Origin of the sequence: Rhodoferax sp. AJA081-3 (assembly GCF_017798165.1) — a bacterium.
Classification (GTDB): Bacteria; Pseudomonadota; Gammaproteobacteria; order Burkholderiales; family Burkholderiaceae_C; genus Allorhodoferax.
Map to the genome: position 1 here is coordinate 38,276 of NZ_CP059068.1, position 19,161 is coordinate 57,436.

The window sequence follows — 19,161 nt, forward strand, 5'->3', positions numbered from 1 at the left end:
AAAAGACGATGAAGGTCATGGTACTGGGGGGTTATGGGAATTTTGGGGCGCGCATCAGCCGCGCCCTGGGCGGGGATGACCGCATCGAATTGCTGGTGGCCGGGCGTGATGGCAAGCAGGCTGCCGCATTTGCCGCCGCGCTGCCAGGCCGGGCGCAGGGTGTGGCCGTGGACATGCACAGCGCGGGTTTTGCCCAAGCGTTGCAAAACCACGGTGTGGGCTTATTGATCCACACCGCGGGACCCTTCCAGGGGCAGGACTATGCCGTGGCGCGCGCCTGTGCGCAGGCCGGCGTGCACTACATCGACCTGGCCGATGGTCGCCGTTTTGTGTGCGACTTTCCAAGGGCATTACACGCTGCGTTTGTGGACACGGGCCGTGTGGCCATATCCGGCGCCAGCACCGTACCCGCCTTGTCGTCAGCCGTGGTGGATGCGCTGTGCAAGGGCTGGCAGCGTGTGGACAGTATCGATATCTGCATTGCCCCGGCGCAGACAGCGCCGCGCGGCGTCGCCACTTTGCGTGCGGTGCTGAGTTACTGCGGCGGCCCCATCCAGGTCTGGAACGGCGGGCAGTGGCAGACCCATATTGGCTGGGCCAACCCGAAGCGTGTGGCGTTTCAGCGCCTGCGCCCCCGGCTGGGTGCGCTGTGTGATATCCCTGACCTGGAGCTTTTTCCGGCCCGATACCAGGTGCGGGAACGCATGGATTTTCGCGCAGCAGTAGAGGTGGGCCTGGCCCAACGGGCGTTTGCCGTGCTGGCCTGGCTGCGGCAAATTGGTCTGTTGAAGAATCCTTCAAGCTTGGCCGGTCTTCTCAACACCACCGCCAAGCTGTTTGACCCCTTGGGTTCTGCACTTGGCGGCATGGTGGTGCGCGTGGCGGGGCTGGATGCCGCTGGTAATCCCGCCAAACGTGCCTGGCATATTGCCGCCGACAACGACCATGGCCCCGAGATCCCCTGCATGGCCGCCATCTTGTTGGCGCGGCGCCTGGCCGGCGGTGAACCCATGGCCTGCGGTGCCTACGCCTGTGTGGGCTTGAACACGCTGGCCGACTTCGCGCCTGAGTTCGCCAAATGGGGCATGGTGACCGACGTGGTGGAAGAGGGCTGAGCCTGTGTCGCACCGCAGTTTTGACTTTGCCATGCCTGCACCTGCCGCGGTGGTTTTTGACGCCTTCCATTACCACCACTGGCGCCACCGCTGGGACAGTCTGGTTAGTGCCACTGCGGTGGAGGGGGGCGCGCCGTGCCCCTATGTGGGTGCGGTCACGCAAAACGCGGGCGGCGGCTGGATGCGCAACCTGTCCATGCGCACGCAGTTTGTGGCCTATGACCGGCCGCGCCTAGCCGCCGCGTCCATGCTGGGCCAGTCGTTTCCCTTTACACGCTGGGCTGCGTCCATGCGCCACAAGGATCTGGATAACGGGCAGTCTGTGCTGGTGTACACCTACACCTTTGAGGTGGGGCCGCGTTTTTTCGCCTGGATCATCCGGCCCTTTGTGGAACGCATGTTTGAGTACCAGACGCGCAAACGTTTTGGGCGCCTGCGCACCTATTTGGCAAGCCACGCGGGCGACATCACGCGTTGGCAGCAGGAGCAATAAAACATGGTGAAAAACGCTGAGCCCTTGGAGCAACGGTACCTGCGCCTGAGCCTGGTTATTGTCTGGCTGTGGACGGCGGTAGTGAGTGTGTGGGAGCTGCAAGGCCAAAGCCGTGGGCTTTTATTTGCAGGCGGTGTTTCAGACACGGGTGTGGCCAACGTCCTGGTGTTGGCAGGCGCCGCGCTGGACGCGATCTTGGGCTTGTGGCTGTTGCTGCGCCCCACGCGCCCAGCCTATCTGCTCGCTCTGGCCACCATGGTGGTGATGACACTGGTCGCCACGCTGCTAAGCCCTTACCTGTGGCTGCACCCGCTTGGCCCCTTGAGTAAAAACATTCCCATCGCCGTGGTGCTGTGGCTGCTGGCGCGCAAACCCGTATGAACACCTATTTGATTGTGAAGTGGCTGCACATCCTGTCCAGCGTGGTGCTGGTGGGCACGGGGTTTGGCACCGCGTTTTACCTGTTTTTTGCCAACCGCAGTGGCGTGGTTGCGGCGCAGGCCGTGGTGTCGCGCCTGGTGGTGCGGGCAGACTGGTGGTTCACCACACCGGCCATTGTGTTGCAGCCCGCCACCGGCCTGTGGCTCATGCACCTGATGGGTCTGCCCCTGAGCACTCCCTGGATTGTGTGGACGCTGGCCCTGTACGGCATGGCAGGCGTATGCTGGATTCCAGTGGTGTGGTTGCAGCTGCGCATGACCGCCATGGCGCAAGCCGCCCACGCCAGTGGCCAGGAGCTGCCCGCGTTGTACTGGCGGTATGCCCGCTGGTGGGAGTGCCTGGGTTACCCTGCGTTTGTGGCCATGCTGGCCATCTTCTACCTGATGGTCGCCAAGCCCGACCTGTAAGCGCCCAATGCCTCACCTCGAAATCGGATACCGCATGAAGCACAGCATTCAATCGTTGATGGTTGCAGCAAAACTTGTCTTGTTGCTGGCCCTGGGCTGCAGCGCCGCCCACGCTGCAGAGCTGCGGGTGTTGACCCACGCCTCATTTGCCCTGCCCAAACCCCTGCTCGCGCAGTTTGAAAAAGAAGCCGGCGTGACACTGCGCATCACCAAGGCGGGCGATGCCGGTGAGATGCTGAACAAGCTGATACTGACCCGCGCCAAGCCGGTGGCCGATGTCGTGTTTGGCATTGACAACGTGCTGGCCGCCAAGGCGCTGGGTGCGCAGGTGCTAGATGGTGTGGAGAGCCCGCCATCGGTCAAGCCACTGGGCGGTGTCAATACCGTCACGCTGCCTGCCGGCCTGGTTCCTGTGGACTATGGTTATGTCACGCTCAATTACGACAAGGCCTGGTTTGCCAAAAAGGGCCTGGCACTGCCGCGGTCGCTGGACGACCTGACCCAACCCGCCTACGCCAAGCTGCTGGTGGTGCAGAACCCAGCCACATCCAGCCCCGGCAACGCCTTCCTGCTGGCCACTATTGGCGCCATGGGTGAAGACAAAGCCTTTGCCTGGTGGGCGCGCATGCGTGCCAATGGCGTCAAGGTGGCCAAGGGCTGGAGTGAAGCCTATTACACCGACTTCACCCACAGCGGCGGCTCGCGCCCGCTGGTGGTGAGTTATGCCAGCAGCCCGGCGGCCGAGCTGTTCTACAGCAAGAACAAGCTGACCGAGCCGCCCACGGCCAGCCTGGCCTTGGCGGGAGCGGTGTTCCGCCAGGTGGAGGGTGTGGCCCTGGTCAAGGGTGGCAAGGAGCGCGCGGCGGCTATCAAGTTTATCGAGTTCTTGCGCGCGCCCGCCGCGCAGCAGGGCCTGCAAACCGAGATGTGGATGTTCCCCGCCGATGCCACTGTGCCGCGTGTGGAAGCCCTGCGCCAGGCCGTAGAGCCCACCCGGCACGACAGCCCCGGCGCACAAGCCATTGCCGACAAGGGCGCCGAGTGGGTGCGGCGCTGGACCAAGGTTGTGCTGAAGTAATCCACCACCATGGTGTCAACAAACCGCACACGCCTGGCCCTTGCCGCCTTTCCGCTGGCATTTTTGCTGGTGGTGCTGGTGGCACCCGCGCTGCGCCTGTTGTTGGAAGGCGGGCAAGTCTCACTGTTGGCGCCGCTGCAAGAAGCCTATTTGCGTTGGCGTCTGGCCTGGTCTTTTCTGCAAGCGGCAGTTTGTTGCGTGGTGGCCTTGGGCCTGGGTCTGCCGGTGGCCTGGGTGCTGGCGCGGTTTGACTTTGCGGGCCGCACGCTGGTGCTGCGCGCGCTGATGCTCCCGTTTGTGGTGCCCACCCTGGTGGCGGCTATGGGTGTGCTGGCGCTGCTGGGGCCGCAGGGCCTGCTGCACAGCTGGGGCGGACCCGATTTGCAGGGTGGCCCGTGGCTGCTGATCTACGGCAATCTGTTTTTCAACCTGTGCCTGGTGGTGCGTGCCGCCACCGAGGCACTGGGCCAGGTCAGCGCATCGCGCGTGGCGGCAGCGCGCACGTTGGGTGCCACGCCGTGGCGGGTGTTTGTGCGGATTGAGTGGCCGGCCATTGCGCCCTGGCTGGCGTCTGCCATGTGCCTGGTGTTCCTGTACTGCGCCTGCGGGTTTGGTCTGGCGCTGGTGCTGGGCGGGCAGGAATATGCGACGGTGGAGGTGGAGATTTACACCCTGGTCGCGCACGAGCTGCAGCTGGCACAGGCCGCGTCGCTTGCGCTGTGGATGCTGGCGCTGACTGGTTTGGTGGCACTGGCCTATGCCCTGATCGAGCGGCGCCTGGCCGCTCCGGCGCGGGCGGACACCATCGCCCGACGCAGGCCGCAGGGTGTGCTGCAGTGGGCCAGCCTGTGGGCGGCGCTGGCCGTGTTGGCCCTGTTCTGCGCGGCACCCTTGCTGGCCATTGTGTGGCGCGCACTGGCCGCGGGCGCGGTGGCCTGGAGCGTCTTGTGGGACGCCGCCACGCTGGCCGCGTTGTGGAACAGCCTGCGCTTCACCGTGCTGGCCGTGCTGCTGGCAACCGCGCTGGGCCTGGCCCACGCACTGGCTGCACGCAAGTCTTTGCTGCTGCGCACGCTGGTGTTTTTGCCCTTTGTGGTGTCACCTGTCATGGTGGCCTTTGGCCTGCTGCTGCTGTACCCCACGTGGACCGCCAGCTTTGGCTTGCTGGTCTGTGCCTATGCCTTGCTGGCCTATCCGTTTGTGGCCAAGTCGATAGCAGCGGGGCTGGACAGCATGCCCGTGCACCTGGCCCAAGCCGCGCGGTCTTTGGGTGCCACGCCCTGGCATGTGTTCAGCCGCGTGACGCTGCCACTGCTGCGCCCAGCCCTGCGCAGGGGCATGGCGTTTGCCGCCGCTACTGCGGTGGGCGAGTTTGCGGTCACGCTGTTCTTGTCGCGCCCCGAGTGGGCCACGCTGACCACCCTGGTGTACGAATACCTGGGCCGCCCCGGCGCCACCAACCGCGATGCGGCGCTGGTGCTGTCCTGCCTGCTAATGGGGCTGGCGCTGCTGGCTTTTGTGTTGATTGAGTGGGCGGCCCCGCCCCGTGACCGGGATGTTTTGCTCCATGCTTGAGTTGTTTTCCATTTCCAAAGACTGGCAGGCCCGCGTGCTGCTGCGCGATGTCAGCCTGAGAGTGGCTCCCGGCGAGACGGTGGCCACTCTCGGCCCGTCCGGCAGCGGCAAGAGTACGCTGCTCAAAATCATCGCCGGGCTGGAGCCGCTGGACGCGGGCCGCGTTGTGTTTGATGGTGAAGACATCACCCAGCAACCACCCGAACGCCGCCGCTTCGCGCTGATGTTCCAGGACTTTGCGCTGTTCCCCCACCTGGACGTGCAAGACAACGTGGCCTTTGGCCTGGTAGAGCAGGGCCTGCGCAAGCCGGAGGCCCGAACGCAAGCGCGGGCCATGCTGCAGCGTTTTGGCCTGCAGGACTTTGCCCATGCGCGTGTGACGCAGCTATCGGGTGGCGAGCAGCAGCGCGTGGCCCTGGCCCGCGCGCTCATCACCCGCCCGCGAGTGTTGCTGCTGGACGAACCGTTCTCTGCGCTGGATGCCGAGATGCGCCTGCAACTGCGTGAAGAGTTTCGCCAGCGTATTGCGGAGTTCAATATGGCAGCGATTCTGGTGACGCACGACGAGGCCGAGGCGCGGGCCATGGGGACGCGGGGGTATCGGGTGGTGCAGGGTGGGCTGCAGGTTGTTTGGTGAGGTGCTTGTATGGAAAATGTGTCGCTAGCCCCCGTGGAATATGACGGTATCGCTATGGTTGTTGTAGCGTTTGCCTGCGGTTGTTAGCGTTGCACGCCAAGATGTGGGCGGGGCTGGCAGACCGGGTATCCGTTCTCTTGGCCCACGCTCGCGGGCGGCTGTTGCGGGTGTGCGGGCGTTGATTCGTTAACGCTTTGGTTGGCAGGAATGCTTTGTGGCAACCGCGAATCGGGCCGATGAACGGATACCCGGTCCGCCAGCCTTGGGGTGTTGTTGGCGGGGATAAGATTCGGTGGGGCGCAGCGGCGCTTTAGTCGGTTGCGGGGCGGAAGCGGGCATTCGTCGAGCACCTCCAATTTGACGGTTTTGCAGGGTTTGTTGCCTTTGTCATACCTGTAAAAAATCACGCAACTGTGGAAAAGCAAATGAAATCAACGTCTTGCAGGAGACTTGTCTCCGTTTGATCCAGCAGCACCCAGTTTTAATCAGTGCCTTTGCAGAGTCTGTCCTCATTTTATTTTGGGTCACGATTGGACCTGTTGGCAAACCAGTTATAAATCAACGACTTATAAATACTGGGAGTGAAATCATGGTTCAAGACGGCTCTGTTGATAAGACAGCTTTCACTGAGATAACACGTTATGCGGTCTGATGCGTGTGTGTGGCTTCCGATTGCGTTTATCGGGACGGCCGTTTCTATGTTGATCATCATCCCTCTCGGTTGTGGTCTTTGGCAATGGCTAAAAGTGAAGGATCGCACCAGTTCCTATTTCCTGCTGTCCGGCTCGTTGTTGTTGATGGTTGGACCTGTTCAATACTTCAGTTTTCGCTCGTTGGGCACCGTTGGACTAATCATGGAGCTCAGTGCTGGCGTTGGTGCGATATTGGTCCTTACAGGGTTCTTTCGTGGTTCCTCTGTATATACACTCCCCAAATGGCTGCCGGTTCTTGTCTTTTCAATTCTTGGTGTGTTTGGCTACTTTGTGATCGGGTGCCTATGACCAAGTCCATTGTCAGCTGCGTTGGCCCCGCTTGCTCTAGGCACTCCACCGCGAGCCAGCGTCAGACGGGCGTCCTGCATAACAGGTTGCTCGTCGCGGACACGCAACCGAGGGCTGCCGCTGCGCGGCACGGGTTGCGCGCCGGGCAGCGTCAACAATAGACGGCCCTTTCATGTTCACGCGCGCCAGCTTGTAAACCCATGACTGAATCCGAACTCTCCCAACAAGTCGAGTGGTTCCACGAGTTTGCCAAGCAGTCAGTTGAGCAATTGGTACTGCAAGCAACTGAAGAGAACCGAAGGCTATTTGTGCAGTACGTGTGTACCTGCCTGCCCAATCACTCCCCGCCAGAAGGTCAATCGTCTGAAGAGTTCGCTCGCACCGTTGTCGAACTCAGAGAGAACGAACGCCAATGGAATCAGGCCCTTATGTCAGTGCTGATCAAGGCGGATGATCTGTACAAAGCACAAGAGTGGCAAAGTGCAGTCACAAAGCTGAAGTCATTCGCTCAGTCTTGCCCGTGGAAGCGCTTTGAAGAAATAGCCATCGATCAAGCCTGCAACTACAAGCCTCAATAAACATGCCACTCTCATTCAAGGCCGTACCGTGCGTACAGCCGTCTAACAAGTCGTTCGTCACGGAAAAGCCGCGGCTGAATGCCGCTGCGCGGCGTGTGCTGCCCGCCGTACAACGCCAACGTTAGCCTGCGCGATGCGTTCCGATATCGAATACATCCTTGTGCATGCGGCACTGGTCGGACTTTCGGCAATGCTTCTCGTGTCGGTCTTTGCCATTCGCCTTCAGCGGGTCAACGGACCGGTGACCTCTCTGACCTTTGGCAGAGCCTTTGCCATCGCAGGTTTGAGCTTGACGCTTGCTCTCGCCGCCGCCGCAGCGGTCGGAATACTAGTCATGTTCGGCCCTCCGCATTTCACAGGTGACTTCATTGGTCTTCCCTGGTATACGATGTTCCCGGCGTGGCTTCTCGCCGCGTTTGTAGGCGTGTGGGTCTACATGCGACTCTCCCGTTCACTTGTCCGCGGACCCGTCTAATGAACATGGACACACAGGCTAACAGGTTGCTCGTTGCGGGCACGCAGCAGCAGGTTGCCGCTTTGCGGCGTGCGCTGCGTGCCGGTCAGAATCGACGTTACACCTCGACATGAAGTACCTCCCAATTTGGCTGGCATGGCTGGCTGCTCTGGCTTCAAACGGGTTCATCGTCTATTTGTGGGTTGTCTTTGGACTCGCGGCAGCAGGCGGACAGGGGTCTGATGCACGAGGTTTTATTGAATCAACAGTGGCTGGCGTAGGCTTGTCATTTTTGATCTCAGCTATTTTGATGGCGAGAGACAAACTGGCAGCTGGCATCGTCAGCGTGTTTTCCATGATGCCGTTGGTCATTGCATTTACAGTTGCTTATGGGAAGTTCATCAAGGTGTAACAGGTTGCTCGGCTCGGACACGTAGCCGCGGAATGCCGCTTCGCGGCGCTTGCTGCGTGCCGGGCAGCGCCAACGTTGCCACTGACTGCTTGGGAGCGAAGTGGAAGTCGGCTATGTGTCTTAAGCACGCGTTCGATTTCCCACGTAATGCTGCCGCCCGTCTTGCGTGAGTTCTTTGGCTGGCAGTACAGTTGCAGCAATGCTCAAACTTAGGCCTATGCCCCATGCTCGCCACCCTAAAAGCCCAAGCCCGGCAACTCAAGCAACACACGCTCACGGTGTACTACGCCGCGCGTGATCCGCGCACGCCGGCCTATGTGCGGGTGCTGGCCCTGCTGGTGGCGGCGTATGCGCTCAGCCCCATCGACCTCATTCCCGATTTCATTCCCGTCATTGGGATTTGCTGAACGTGCCGATGGGTCTGGCGTTGGTAGTGCGGCTCACGCCGCCCGAGGTGTTGGAGTCTGCACGGGCCTAAGCGCTGCAGGCCGCCAGCAAGCCGGTCAGCTACGCAGCCGCAGTGAACTTCGTTTTGCTGTAGCTGGTGGTGGCATGGCTTGCCCGCACGGCGGATAACTGGTGTTTTAGGTCTCCAGCCCCTGTGGAATATATCGATTGAGCTATTTATTTTGTAGCTATTTGATAGAAAAAACCTTTGAAGGTATGTGCCTGTTGGGATAGAGGATATGTTAAACATGCAGTTGACGAAATATTCCATGGAGGCTATATTCGTATATGACTTGGGACGTTGAATACACCGACGAATTTGGTGAATGGTGGGGCAGTCTCACCGAGGAAGAGCAAGTGTCCTTGGCTGCTTCGGTGCAACTGCTGGAAGAGCGAGGTCCAGCGTTGGGACACCCCCATAGCAGCGGCATCAATGGCTCCAAACACGGCCACATGCGCGAGCTGCGTACGCAACATGGCGGTCGACCTTTTAGAACGCTATACGCTTTTGACCCGCGCCGAATGGCCATTTTGTTGATAGGTGGCGACAAGACGGGCGACAACCGTTGGTATGAAATACATGTCCCCGTTGCGGACCGACTGTATGACGAACACCTGGAACAACTTCGACGAGAAGGAGAGAGATAGATGGCTAAGAAATTTTCTGAACTGCGCGCCAACATGAGTGCACCCGCACGTGAAAAGTCGGACAGCAAGGCCAAAGTGATGTTGGCGGAAATGCCTCTGCATGAGCTTCGTCAAGCGCGTGGCCTGTCTCAGAAGATGCTGGCTGAGGTGCTGCATGTGCAGCAACCGTCTATTGCCAAAATCGAGAAACGGACAGACATGTACTTGTCCACTTTGCGCAGCCACATCGAAGCAATGGGCGGTGAGCTGGATGTGATTGCGCGGTTTCCGGATGGATCGGTAAAGATCAATAACTTTTCTGACTTGGGTAGTACTGCATCTTCGCGATAGGCGGGGTTGCAGTCCCAACTGCAAACCAACAATCCCATGCTCGCCGCCCTAAAAGCCCAAGCCCGGCAACTCAAGCAACACACGCTCACGGTGTACTACGCCGCGCGTGACCCGCGCACACCTGCCTATGTGAGAGTGCTGGCCCTGCTGGTGGCGGCCTATGCGCTCAGCCCCATAGATCTCATTCCCGATTTCATTCCCGTTATTGGTTATCTGGACGATCTGCTGATCGTGCCGCTGGGCCTGGCCCTGGTGGTGCGGCTCACGCCGCCCGAGGTGTTGGAGTCTGCGCGGGCCCAAGCGCTGCAGGCCGGCAGCAAGCCGGTCAGCTACGCAGCCGCAGCATGTTTTGTGCTTCTGTGGCTGGTGGTGGCGTGGTTTGCTGTACGGTGGGGCTTAAGCGTTTTTGGCCACTACCCCCCGTGAAATATGGTGTATGCGCTATTGATTTGGTAGCGTCTGTGGGATGGTGGTAGCCTTCAACCGCCGCGAGCCAAAGGTGTTGGCATAGATCCACGTGAACTCTGCCCCGATCAGAAATATCTGGGCCGAGTAATACACCCACAGCATCACCACCACCAGCGAGCCCGCCGCGCCAAAGCCTGTGACCACGCCGCTGCGCCCGATGTAGAGGCCGATCAGGGATTTGCCCAGCGTGAATAGCAGGGCGGTGACCACCGCACCCACCCACACGTCGCCCCATTTGATTTGCACCGTCGGCATGGTTTTGTAGATTAAGGCAAACAGGATCGCCACCACGACAAAACTGCTCAGCGAATCGGCGACCGTGGCCAGCAGTTGCCATTCACCAAACAGCGGCCCCCACCAGCGGCCGGCTACGGCCAGCGCCGCGCTGAATACCAGCGAGACGACCAGCAGAAACCCCAGCGCCATGACCATGCCAAAAGACAGCACGCGTGAGCGCACCAAAGCGATCCAGCCGCCCACCCTGTTGCGTGCAGGTACTTTCCAGATGCGGTTTAAGGTGTCTTGTAATTCGCCAAATACGGTTGTCGCGCCTATCAACAACAAGCAGACGCCGATGATGGTGGCGGTCACTCCCTCTGCAGGCTTGCGCACACTGGTCAGCATCTCCTGCACGGCCAGCGCGCTGCCTTCGCCCATCAGGGAGCGCAGTTGCGCTTCTATCTCACCGCGTGCTGCGTCTTGGCCAAACACCAGACCGGCGATGGCAATCACGATGAGTAACAGTGGCGCCAGCGAAAACAGGGTGTAGTAGGCCAGTGCGGCGCCCATGCTGGGCACGTAGTCGTCTGACCAGGCTTCAAACATCTGACTAAACATGCCCCACACTTTGTTCATGGGGGCACATCATCCATGCGCGAGGCGGGTGCTTCCGTGCTGTGGCGCACGGAGCCAGCGCCGCGCGGGCGCTCGGTCAAGTCTGGCGGGCTGCCCAGTCCATGGCTGCCTTGCCGCCCGCTGCGGCCATGGCACTGACAAAGGTACCCCAGAGCACATCGATCAGCGACAAGGTCCACGGCCAGCCGCGCAAAGTGGCAAGGTTGGTGAGGTCGTAGGTGGCGTAAGCAAAGAAGCCGAACAGGGCGGCCATGGTGATGGTCTTGGCCCAATCTGCGCCGCCCGTTTGGGGGCTCACCGCAAAGATGACGACGCCCAGCGCATAGAGCAGGTAGAACAACACCGCAACCGGGATATTGGGCGTGTCCGCCATCAGGTGCCCAATGCCTTGCTGGTACAGCGGCTTGGCGATCAGCCCCAGCCACACCATGTCCATTGCAACCATGGCGATGGCTGTGCCAGCGTAAGCGGCCAGATACTTGGTGTTCATGGTGGGTACTCTTTCTTGCGAGCAGGGTTTGCTGCGTTGTTGATTATACGAAGCATATACAATACGTATACGTTTCATATGGAGTTAACGGATGGGTATCGTCAAAATTTCGGATCAGATGCACGAGAACTTGCGGGTGGTGGGCACTGCGCTGAGCCGGTCTATCAATGCACAGGCAGAACACTGGATGCGGGTTGGCATGCTGACCGAGATGCACCCGGAATTGGACCACCGCGAAATCTGCCAACTGCTGATTCGGGCCGAACTTAATGGGGGGCTGGACATTGCCGGGGCGGTCAATCCCCCGCCGAGCAAGCGCGCGGCATCTACGGTTGAAAAGCACTGATGGCTTTCGACGTAGTCATCAAGTCCGCCGAAGGCATATCCAAGGCGCGGCGGGCCGGCCAGCTGGCTGCAGAGGTGCTGGCCATGATCGAGCCCCACGTGGTGCCGGGGGTCAGCACCGAGGCACTGGACCGCCTGTGCCACGACTACATCGTGCAGGTGCAGGGCGCCATTCCGGCCAACGAGGGTTATCTCGGCTACACCAAGACCATACTCACGTCAGTCAACCAGGTGGTGTGCCATGGCCTCCCGTCGCCCGACCAGATTCTGAAAAAAGGCGACATCGTCAACATTGACGTGGCGGTCAACAAGGACGGCTGGTTTGGTGACACCAGCCGCATGTTTTTTGTGGGCGAACCCAGCCCGCTGGCCCGCCGCCTGGTGGAAACGACCTACGAAGCCATGCTGGCCGGCATCCAGCAGGTCAAGCCCGGCGCGACGCTGGGCGATGTGGGCCATGCCATCCAGTCGGTTGCGCACCGGGAGCATTTCAGCGTGGTGCGCGAATACTGCGGACACGGCATAGGGCAGGTCTACCACGAAGACCCGCAGGTGTTGCACTACGGGCAGCGCGGGCACGGGCTCAGGCTGGAGGTGGGCATGGTGTTCACGATAGAGCCCATGCTCAACGCAGGCAAACGCGACACCAAACAACTGGCCGATGGCTGGACCGTGGTGACCAAGGACCGGTCACTCTCAGCCCAGTGGGAACACATGGTGGCGGTGACGCCTGAAGGGTACGAAGTGCTGACCGCCTGGCCTGGCGGCACAGGAGCCTACGCGCCAGTATCTGCCCGCGTTGTGGCGTAGATGTGCCAGACCGCCATGAACATGGCGGCAATCGCAGGGCCGATCACAAAGCCGTTGATGCCAAACACCACCATGCCGCCCAGCGTGGTGATCATCACCACGTAGTCGGGCATACGGGTGTCTTTGCCCACCAGAATGGGGCGCAGCAGGTTGTCGACCAGGCCAATCACCAGCACACCCCAGGCGCACAGCGCAATGCCTTGCCAGATGCCACCCGTTACGAAGAAGTACAAGGCCACCGGCAGCCACACCAGCCCTGCGCCTATGGCCGGCAACAGCGATAAAAATGCCATCAGCACCGCCCACAACAAGGCGCCGCCCACGCCCAGTACCCAAAATGCCAGACCGCCCAGCGCGCCCTGGATAACTGCCACCAGCAGGTTACCTTTGACCGTGGCACGGATCACGGTGGTGAACTTGCTGATCAACTCTCTTTTGTGCTCTGGTGCCAGTGGCACCGCATTGCGCAGGGTGCGGGCCAAGCTCTCGCCATCGCGCAGCAAAAAGAACGCCAGGTACAGGGAGATAAAGAGACTGGTGATGAATTCAACCGTCAACTGGCCAATGCCCAGCGCCTGTGTAGCCAGAAACTGACTGCCCTGCGCCAGCGCGGCGCTGACGCGGCGCTGCAGGGCCGAGAAGTTGACCAGGCCAAAGCGGTCCAGCAGCGCGCCCACCCAGTCGGGCAGGGCGTTGAACACATCGCGGAAGTAGCGGGTGGGGTTGACCTCGCCCGACTGCACCAGTGTGTAGAAGTGGGAAACCTCTTGCGCCAGGGCGGCCATCAGCAGCGCAAACGGAAGAATCAGCACCACCAGAATCAAGGCCATGGTGAGCAGGGCAGTCGGCGTGCGCTGCCACTTGTACCGGGCCAATAGCCGCCGGTGCACGGGCATGAACAACAGCGCAATGATGGCGCCCCACATGATGGCACCGTAAAACGGCACCAGTATCCAGCCCAGCGCCAGAGTTGCCACCACCATCAGCGGCAGCAGGGCGCGGTTCTGGCTTACACCGTGGGCTTGTTCGTCGCTGGGGGTCATGGGTGGTCTCACGGAGTAGCCGGGATTGGCCTCGCCATCGTACCCGCTCAAACCAAGGCTATGCTTGCGCCCAAAACTGCAAACGACCCCATGCCCACAGAACTCAGCATTCGCCCAGCCACGCTTCATGATGTACCCCATCTGGTGGAGCTGGCCACCAATACCTTTCGCGACACCTACCGCCTGCTGGATGATCCGGATGACATAGAGGCTTATGTTGCGGAAGCCTTCACGGCCGACAACTTCACGGCCCTCGTGCAAGACCCGTCTTCCGTGTTGTTGGTGGCTCTGGCCGGGGAGGGGCAGTACGTGGGTTACGCCCACATCGCCCACACCCAGCCACCGCCCTGTGTAACGGGACCGGCACCGGTGGAGTTGTCGCGCCTCTACCTGAGCGAAAGTGTCATTGGCAATGGCTATGGCGCTGCGCTGATGCAAGCCGTGCACGCCGTGGCCCGGCGCGCTGGCTGCCAGACGGTCTGGCTGGGCGTCTATGACCGCAATGAACGTGCGCGCAAGTTCTACACGCGCTGGGGTTTTGTGGATGTGGGGACCAAGGATTTTTTGTTTGGTGGAAAGTTATATGCGGACCCCATCATGGCGGCGGCGGTGCCAGATTTTTGAATCGTCTGAGCAGGAGTTCCCCCGTGATGATGAAGGCAGCATCTCTATGCTCGAACGCTACTCAATGCTTATCACAGTGATCGGCTGCCATTCAAACGGTTATATCTGCGTCATTTTTTAGTGGCTATTGCTTGATAGCCTCAATGGCGATGCTGATGGTCACCTCGTCCCCCACATTGGGCGCGTATTTGCCAGCGCGGAAGTCGGAGCGTTTGATAACGGTGGATGCATCTGCACCAATGGCATCGCGCTTGAGCATGGGGTGCACGGTGTTCACATAACTGGCGACCTTGAGAGTGACGGGTTTGGTCACGTCCTTGATCGTCAGGTCACCCTCTATCGCCGTGGGTTTGTCGCCGTCAAACACCACCTTGGTGGATTTGAAGGTGGCGGTGGGGTATTTGGCCGTGTCCAAAAAGTCTTCACCCTGGATGTGTCCATTGAAAACGGCCAGACCGGTGTCCACACTCTTCATGTCGATGACCACGTCGACCGAGCCGGTCTTTGCAGCCTTGTCCAGCACGACGGTGCCGGTCGTCTTGCTGAAGCGGCTCAGTTGGGTAGACAAACCCATGTGGCTGTACGAGAAGCGGGGGAAGGTGTGGCCGCTGTCGATGGTGTAGGTCTCGGGCGCGGCAACTGCCGGGGCGTGGACGCCGCAAACAAGGGCGAGGACGGCGGCGCTGAGGAATGCTGTGGGTTTCATGGTGTGTTTCGCTTTGGGTTTTAGATTTTTGCCACGCCAGCCAGGGCCAGCTTGAATTTGATTTGTACGTCGTCGGCCACCATGGAGGTGTCGGCCCACTCGTTTTCGCCAATCTTGAAGGCCAGGCGCTTGATGGTGAAGACGCCGTTGGCCGTGGTGGTGCCGCCGCTTTGGGCCAGCGACACGGGGACGATGGCATCGCGCACATTGCCCTTGATGGCCAGCTTGCCGGCTACCTCAAACTTGCCGCCACCCAGGCTTTTAATGGCCGTGGATTGGAACGTGGCCTGTGGAAACTTGACCGTGTTGAACCAGGTGGCCTTGGGCAGCTCGGCATCGGTCTCAGCCGCTCCCAGTGTGGCGCTGGCAATGTCGATGGTGAAAGCAATATTGCCGCTCTCTGGCTTGGCCGGGTCAAACGCGATTTGCGCATCGAACTTCTTGAAGCGACCTTCCAGCGGCACGCCCATTTGTTTGGTCACAAAGCTGATGTCGCTTTGCGGTTGCAGCAGTTTCTGTTGGGCCTGTGCGGATGTGCCTGCCAGAGTGGCCAGCAGCACCCAGGCCGCGGTGCGTGCAAGGCTTGAATAGTTCATCTTCATCATTGGGGTATTCCAGTTCTGTATCGTTTGTTCAGGCAAGGGCCTGGGCGGCTGCTCAACGCTTGCCGGGCAACATGCGCAGCAGCAGGCCATCGCGGTCCACCACGTGGTGCTTGAGTGCAGCGGCCACATGCAGGGCGGCTATGCCGGCAAGTGCATAGGCGCTGTAGGCGTGCCACGGCTTGATGGTCTCTGCCAGTGCCTTGTTGGCTTCCACCAGGTCGGGCAGTGGCAACACGCCCAGCAGCACGATGGGAAAGCCCGCCGCTGAGCTGTAGGCCCAGCCCAGCAGTGGCACGGCAAAGAACAGTGCATACAACATGCCGTGGGTTGCGTGGTAGGCCCGTGTCTGCCAGCCCGGCATGGCAGATGCAATCGCAACCGGTAGCGCGGGTGGGCGTTGGACCAGCCGGGTGGCCAGGCGGGCCACCGATAGCAGCAGGATAAAAACTCCGGCCCACTTGTGCCAGTTGTACAGCTTCAACCGCTGGGGTGAAAACGGCAGGTCCGCCATATACAGGCCCACGGCAAATATCGATGCCAGGGCCAACGCCAGTATCCAGTGCAGAGCCATGGCCACCGGGTGGTAGCGGGCTTCAGCGGACGCGGAGTGCATGTTGCTTATTGCGCGGGTTTGTAGTCGGCAATGGCCTTGGCCAGCTGTTTGGTCTCGTCACAGTTGGCGCAGCTGGTTTGCAGCTTGGCCAGTTGGGCCTCGGCCTTGGCCTTTTGACCGGTCTTCAGGTAAGAGATGCCAGAGTAATTGAGCGCGCCCTTGTGGGTGGGGTCCAGCGCCAGGGCCTTGTCATAGGCCGCAAAGGCTGCGTCGTAGCGGCCCAGCCAGCGGTTGGAGAAGCCCAGGTAGTTGTATGCATCTGCGTTCTTGGGGTCTTGCGCCACCACCTTGTCGAAGCTGGCCACGGCCAGTTCCCAGTTCTTGGCGTCAATGGCGTTTTTGCCAGCGACAAAGCTGTCGACCTGCGCGTTTTGCACCGGTGCGGCTTCGGCCGGTGCGGCCAGGGCAGCGCCGGCCATGGCGAGGCTCAGCGCGGACGTGAGGAACAGATTGCGGATAGAGATTGAGGACATGTTTGACTCCCGGTAATAAATAAGGGGTTAAAGGTTCGCGCTGCATTGCGGCACCTAAGACAAACGATGGATCTCCTCAAACGGATGCAAATTATCTGAAAATACTTTGTGGTGGCGACTTCAGAACTCAGTCACCACGGTTACGCCGGCCACGTCGAACCTGTCCATGTTCATCAATGCATGGATGGATTGCTCCAGGTTGATCTGTTTGCCTATGAGTTTTTCGGGCGCCAGTTTGCCGGACTGCACCATGTCCAGCATCGCGCCGTAGCGGTGTGCCTGCATGCCGTGGCTGCCCAGGATTTCCAGCTCGTGGGCGATGACCTTGGCCATGGGGATGGCGGGTGTGCTGTTCTCCGCCAGCATGAGCCCGACCTGTATGTGTTTGCCGCGCCTGCGCAGGTTGCTGATCGAATTGAAGCAGGTGGTGGGGTGGCCCAGTGCATCCAGCGAGACGTGGGCGCCGCCTTGGGTGATGTCGGTCACGGCCTCCACCACGTTGGCCACCTGGGTCGCGTTCACGGTGGCAACCGCACCCATGGCCCGCGCCATGGCTAGCTTTTCATCCGAGATGTCGATGGCAACCACGTTGGCCCCCACCGCGTTGGCAATCATGATGGCCGACAGGCCCACACCTCCGCAGCCGTGCACCGCCACCCACTGCCCGGCGGACGTTTTGCCCTGGTCTACCACCGCGCGGAACGAAGTCACAAAGCGGCACCCCAGGCTGGCAGCGGTGGCAAAGTCCAGCGTGTCGGGCAAGGCCACCAGGTTGAGATCTGCCTTGTGGATGGAGACGTATTCGGCAAACGAACCCCAGTGGGTAAAGCCGGGTTGAAACTGCCTTTCGCAAACCTGCTGGTTGCCCGAGTGGCACTCTGGGCAGGTACCGCAGCCCCCTACAAATGGCACGGTGACCCGGTCGCCCACCCGCCATTTGTATACGTCTTTGCCGACCGCCTCCACAATGCCCGCCAATTCATGGCCAGGAACATGGGGGAGCACGATGTCGGTGTCATGCCCAACCCAGCCGTGCCAATCACTGCGGCAAACACCCGTGGCCTGCACCTTGACGACAACACCATGTGCCTCGGGTGTGGGGTCCGGCACGGTTTTCAGTTGGGGTGGGGCGGAAAAGGCTTCATAAACTACGGCTTTCATGGGGGATGCTCCTTATATCTGGGGGTGGTTTGAGTTTTGCGGTCCAAAAATTATGGGTGATTTCGTCTGAAATTACCTTTCCTTCTTCACTACCAAACACGGCATTTTGTGGAGCTATATTTCTACAATGTAGAAAAACTGGAAGGATCCACTCAAATAGCTGATTTTGATAAAACAGATGCCGAAATCCTGGATCACCTGCAACGTGACGGCCGCCTGTCCAACGCCAAACTCGCCGAGCAGCTCTCGCTGAGCGAAACGCCTTGCTGGCGGCGTGTGAAGCGGCTGGAAGAGCAGGGCGTCATCGAGGGATATCAGGTCATGCTGAACCGCCGCAAGTTGGGCTTCGGGGTGATGGCGTTTGTGCAGCTGTCTTTTACGCGGCACAGTGAAGAGTCGACCGCTGCGTTCGAGAAAATCATTCAGGCCAGCCCCAATGTGCTGGCTTGCCACAACACGACCGGCGAGGCCGACTTCCTGCTGCAGGTGGTCGCCAGAGACCTTGATGACTACAGCCGTTTTGTGGAAACGGTGCTTAGAAAGTTGCCATTCGTGTCGAGCATCCGGTCGAACTTGTCCTTGCGGGAGATGAAGGCGTCGAATCGCTTGCCCGTGGTGGATATGTTTTCCGTCTGATTGGTGTTGGTGGCTTGGGGGACATCACCAGCGTCGGCGGGCCACTTCAGCGTGTACCACCCGCCCATTATGGAACGGCTGGTTGAGGATCAGACGGAGTTCATTACTATGTATTTGATAGCTAAGTAGCTATATTGCACGGGGGCTATAGGCAGATTTTGCTTAAGCCGTTAGCTGGTGGCGGTGTTTGGAGTGATCCAGTAGCGTTGCACCACTTCGCCCCTGTCGGGCAGAAACTCTTCGGACTCCAGCACACCGCCATTGCGCACAATCACGCCCGCAGACGCCACGTTTTGCTTGGCGCAGGTGAGCAGTGCGCGCCCCACGCCCAGATGCGCGGCCCGCAACAACGACAGCCGCAAGATGGCAGTGCCCAGGCCTTGGCGGCGCGCGGTGGGGCGGATCCCGTAGCCTATGCTGCCGCCATCGCGCAGCAGCGCGGGCGTCAGGCTGTGGCGGATGTTGGATACACCCACCACTTCGGTCCAGTCGCGTACCAGCCAGAAGGTGGAGTGGGCGACAAAACCTTCGGGCACGCTCACGCCTTTGGCGCAGTCGGCCAGCTGGCTCAAAAAGGCGTCGAAGTCCGTGTGGTCAAACGACAGGGTGAACGGGACCAGTGCATTGCCGTAGGCAACAAACTCCGCAACCAGCGCGCGGTACGAGTCGCGCAGGTGGGCGCTTGGGGGTACGAGTACTAGGGCAGACATAACAGG

28 protein-coding genes are annotated in these 19,161 nt (G+C 60.4%); 19 read left to right on the forward strand and 9 right to left on the reverse strand.

What is annotated here, in order from left to right; genetic code table 11:
- Positions 1-8 precede the first annotated feature (8 nt).
- From HZ993_RS00185 to HZ993_RS00255, 15 genes are all read left to right on the forward strand, one after another.
- Positions 9-1,115 (forward strand): saccharopine dehydrogenase family protein, encoded by a 1,107-nt coding sequence (locus HZ993_RS00185; protein WP_209395270.1) that lies wholly within the window; start codon positions 9-11, stop codon positions 1,113-1,115.
- 31 nt (positions 1,116-1,146) lie between these two features.
- Positions 1,147-1,608 carry an SRPBCC family protein gene (locus HZ993_RS00190; RefSeq protein WP_245213763.1) on the forward strand — a complete coding sequence of 154 codons (462 nt, stop codon included), beginning with the start codon at positions 1,147-1,149 and terminating at the stop codon, positions 1,606-1,608.
- Between the two features lie 3 nt (positions 1,609-1,611).
- The gene (locus HZ993_RS00195; RefSeq protein ID WP_209395272.1) at positions 1,612-1,989 is read left to right on the forward strand and encodes a DoxX-like family protein; all 378 of its coding nucleotides are present in this window, start codon (positions 1,612-1,614) and stop codon (positions 1,987-1,989) included.
- Positions 1,986-2,456 carry a DUF2269 domain-containing protein gene (locus HZ993_RS00200; RefSeq protein WP_209395273.1) on the forward strand — a complete coding sequence of 157 codons (471 nt, stop codon included), beginning with the start codon at positions 1,986-1,988 and terminating at the stop codon, positions 2,454-2,456. The genes HZ993_RS00195 and HZ993_RS00200 overlap by 4 nt, the downstream gene beginning before the upstream one ends.
- Positions 2,457-2,490: 34 nt before the next feature.
- On the forward strand, positions 2,491-3,534 hold the full coding sequence (locus HZ993_RS00205; RefSeq protein ID WP_209395274.1) for a thiamine ABC transporter substrate binding subunit: 1,044 nt from the start codon (positions 2,491-2,493) through the stop codon (positions 3,532-3,534).
- Between the two features lie 9 nt (positions 3,535-3,543).
- Entirely contained in the window at positions 3,544-5,109 is a 1,566-nt protein-coding gene (locus tag HZ993_RS00210; RefSeq protein ID WP_209395275.1) for an iron ABC transporter permease, read from the forward strand.
- Positions 5,102-5,746, forward strand: coding sequence for an ABC transporter ATP-binding protein (locus HZ993_RS00215; protein ID WP_209395276.1), 645 nt, complete (start codon positions 5,102-5,104; stop codon positions 5,744-5,746). Before HZ993_RS00210 ends, HZ993_RS00215 begins: the two co-directional genes overlap by 8 nt.
- Before the next feature lie 698 nt (positions 5,747-6,444).
- A complete protein-coding gene (locus HZ993_RS00220) occupies positions 6,445-6,747 on the forward strand; it encodes a hypothetical protein (protein ID WP_209395277.1) in 303 nt (100 codons plus the stop codon).
- Positions 6,748-6,947: 200 nt separating this feature from the next.
- Positions 6,948-7,325, forward strand: coding sequence for a hypothetical protein (locus HZ993_RS00225; RefSeq protein ID WP_209395278.1), 378 nt, complete (start codon positions 6,948-6,950; stop codon positions 7,323-7,325).
- A 133-nt stretch (positions 7,326-7,458) separates the two neighbouring features.
- Complete coding sequence (locus HZ993_RS00230) at positions 7,459-7,800, forward strand: hypothetical protein (RefSeq protein ID WP_209395279.1); 342 nt, start codon at positions 7,459-7,461, stop codon at positions 7,798-7,800.
- A gap of 109 nt (positions 7,801-7,909) precedes the next feature.
- Complete coding sequence (locus HZ993_RS00235) at positions 7,910-8,191, forward strand: hypothetical protein (RefSeq protein ID WP_209395280.1); 282 nt, start codon at positions 7,910-7,912, stop codon at positions 8,189-8,191.
- Between the two features lie 224 nt (positions 8,192-8,415).
- Positions 8,416-8,598, forward strand: coding sequence for a YkvA family protein (locus HZ993_RS24220; protein ID WP_245213764.1), 183 nt, complete (start codon positions 8,416-8,418; stop codon positions 8,596-8,598).
- 328 nt (positions 8,599-8,926) lie between these two features.
- Entirely contained in the window at positions 8,927-9,286 is a 360-nt protein-coding gene (locus tag HZ993_RS00245; RefSeq protein ID WP_209395281.1) for a type II toxin-antitoxin system RelE/ParE family toxin, read from the forward strand.
- Positions 9,287-9,616 carry an XRE family transcriptional regulator gene (locus HZ993_RS00250; protein ID WP_209395282.1) on the forward strand — a complete coding sequence of 110 codons (330 nt, stop codon included), beginning with the start codon at positions 9,287-9,289 and terminating at the stop codon, positions 9,614-9,616. It abuts the gene before it with no gap.
- Positions 9,617-9,652: 36 nt separating this feature from the next.
- The gene (locus tag HZ993_RS00255; RefSeq protein ID WP_209395283.1) at positions 9,653-10,042 is read left to right on the forward strand and encodes a YkvA family protein; all 390 of its coding nucleotides are present in this window, start codon (positions 9,653-9,655) and stop codon (positions 10,040-10,042) included.
- Positions 10,043-10,057: 15 nt separating this feature from the next.
- Here HZ993_RS00255 and HZ993_RS00260 read toward each other — a convergent pair whose 3' ends face one another.
- Positions 10,058-10,939 carry a YihY/virulence factor BrkB family protein gene (locus HZ993_RS00260; RefSeq protein WP_209395284.1) on the reverse strand — a complete coding sequence of 294 codons (882 nt, stop codon included), beginning with the start codon at positions 10,937-10,939 and terminating at the stop codon, positions 10,058-10,060.
- Between the two features lie 76 nt (positions 10,940-11,015).
- Positions 11,016-11,429: a DUF2177 family protein gene (locus tag HZ993_RS00265; protein WP_209395285.1), complete on the reverse strand. Its 414-nt coding sequence runs from the start codon at positions 11,427-11,429 to the stop codon at positions 11,016-11,018.
- 91 nt (positions 11,430-11,520) lie between these two features.
- On the opposite strand from HZ993_RS00265, the gene HZ993_RS00270 reads away from it, so the two are divergent.
- A complete protein-coding gene (locus HZ993_RS00270; RefSeq protein WP_209395286.1) occupies positions 11,521-11,775 on the forward strand; it encodes a ParD-like family protein in 255 nt (84 codons plus the stop codon).
- Complete coding sequence (gene map / locus HZ993_RS00275; protein ID WP_209395287.1) at positions 11,775-12,584, forward strand: type I methionyl aminopeptidase; 810 nt, start codon at positions 11,775-11,777, stop codon at positions 12,582-12,584. Before HZ993_RS00270 ends, map begins: the two co-directional genes overlap by 1 nt.
- On the opposite strand, the gene HZ993_RS00280 is transcribed toward map, so the two are convergent.
- Positions 12,551-13,627, reverse strand: a complete 1,077-nt coding sequence (locus HZ993_RS00280) for an AI-2E family transporter (protein ID WP_209395288.1) — start codon at positions 13,625-13,627, stop codon at positions 12,551-12,553. The genes map and HZ993_RS00280 overlap by 34 nt on opposite strands.
- Positions 13,628-13,717: 90 nt before the next feature.
- Here HZ993_RS00280 and HZ993_RS00285 point away from each other — a divergent pair, with 90 nt between their 5' ends.
- Entirely contained in the window at positions 13,718-14,251 is a 534-nt protein-coding gene (locus HZ993_RS00285) for a GNAT family N-acetyltransferase (protein WP_209395289.1), read from the forward strand.
- Between the two features lie 124 nt (positions 14,252-14,375).
- Here the strand turns inward: HZ993_RS00285 and HZ993_RS00290 are convergent, their stop codons facing one another.
- From HZ993_RS00290 to HZ993_RS00310, 5 genes are all read right to left on the reverse strand, one after another.
- Positions 14,376-14,957 carry a YceI family protein gene (locus HZ993_RS00290; protein WP_209395290.1) on the reverse strand — a complete coding sequence of 194 codons (582 nt, stop codon included), beginning with the start codon at positions 14,955-14,957 and terminating at the stop codon, positions 14,376-14,378.
- Positions 14,958-14,977: 20 nt separating this feature from the next.
- A complete protein-coding gene (locus HZ993_RS00295; RefSeq protein WP_209398191.1) occupies positions 14,978-15,553 on the reverse strand; it encodes a YceI family protein in 576 nt (191 codons plus the stop codon).
- Positions 15,554-15,614: 61 nt separating this feature from the next.
- A complete protein-coding gene (locus HZ993_RS00300; protein WP_209395291.1) occupies positions 15,615-16,175 on the reverse strand; it encodes a cytochrome b in 561 nt (186 codons plus the stop codon).
- Between the two features lie 5 nt (positions 16,176-16,180).
- Positions 16,181-16,648, reverse strand: coding sequence for a tetratricopeptide repeat protein (locus tag HZ993_RS00305; RefSeq protein ID WP_209395292.1), 468 nt, complete (start codon positions 16,646-16,648; stop codon positions 16,181-16,183).
- Positions 16,649-16,768: 120 nt separating this feature from the next.
- Positions 16,769-17,809 (reverse strand): zinc-dependent alcohol dehydrogenase family protein, encoded by a 1,041-nt coding sequence (locus HZ993_RS00310; protein WP_209395293.1) that lies wholly within the window; start codon positions 17,807-17,809, stop codon positions 16,769-16,771.
- A 156-nt stretch (positions 17,810-17,965) separates the two neighbouring features.
- On the opposite strand from HZ993_RS00310, the gene HZ993_RS00315 reads away from it, so the two are divergent.
- Positions 17,966-18,445 (forward strand): Lrp/AsnC family transcriptional regulator, encoded by a 480-nt coding sequence (locus tag HZ993_RS00315; RefSeq protein ID WP_209398193.1) that lies wholly within the window; start codon positions 17,966-17,968, stop codon positions 18,443-18,445.
- 170 nt (positions 18,446-18,615) lie between these two features.
- Here the strand turns inward: HZ993_RS00315 and HZ993_RS00320 are convergent, their stop codons facing one another.
- Positions 18,616-19,155, reverse strand: a complete 540-nt coding sequence (locus tag HZ993_RS00320) for a GNAT family N-acetyltransferase (protein ID WP_209395294.1) — start codon at positions 19,153-19,155, stop codon at positions 18,616-18,618.
- Positions 19,156-19,161: the final 6 nt, after the last annotated feature.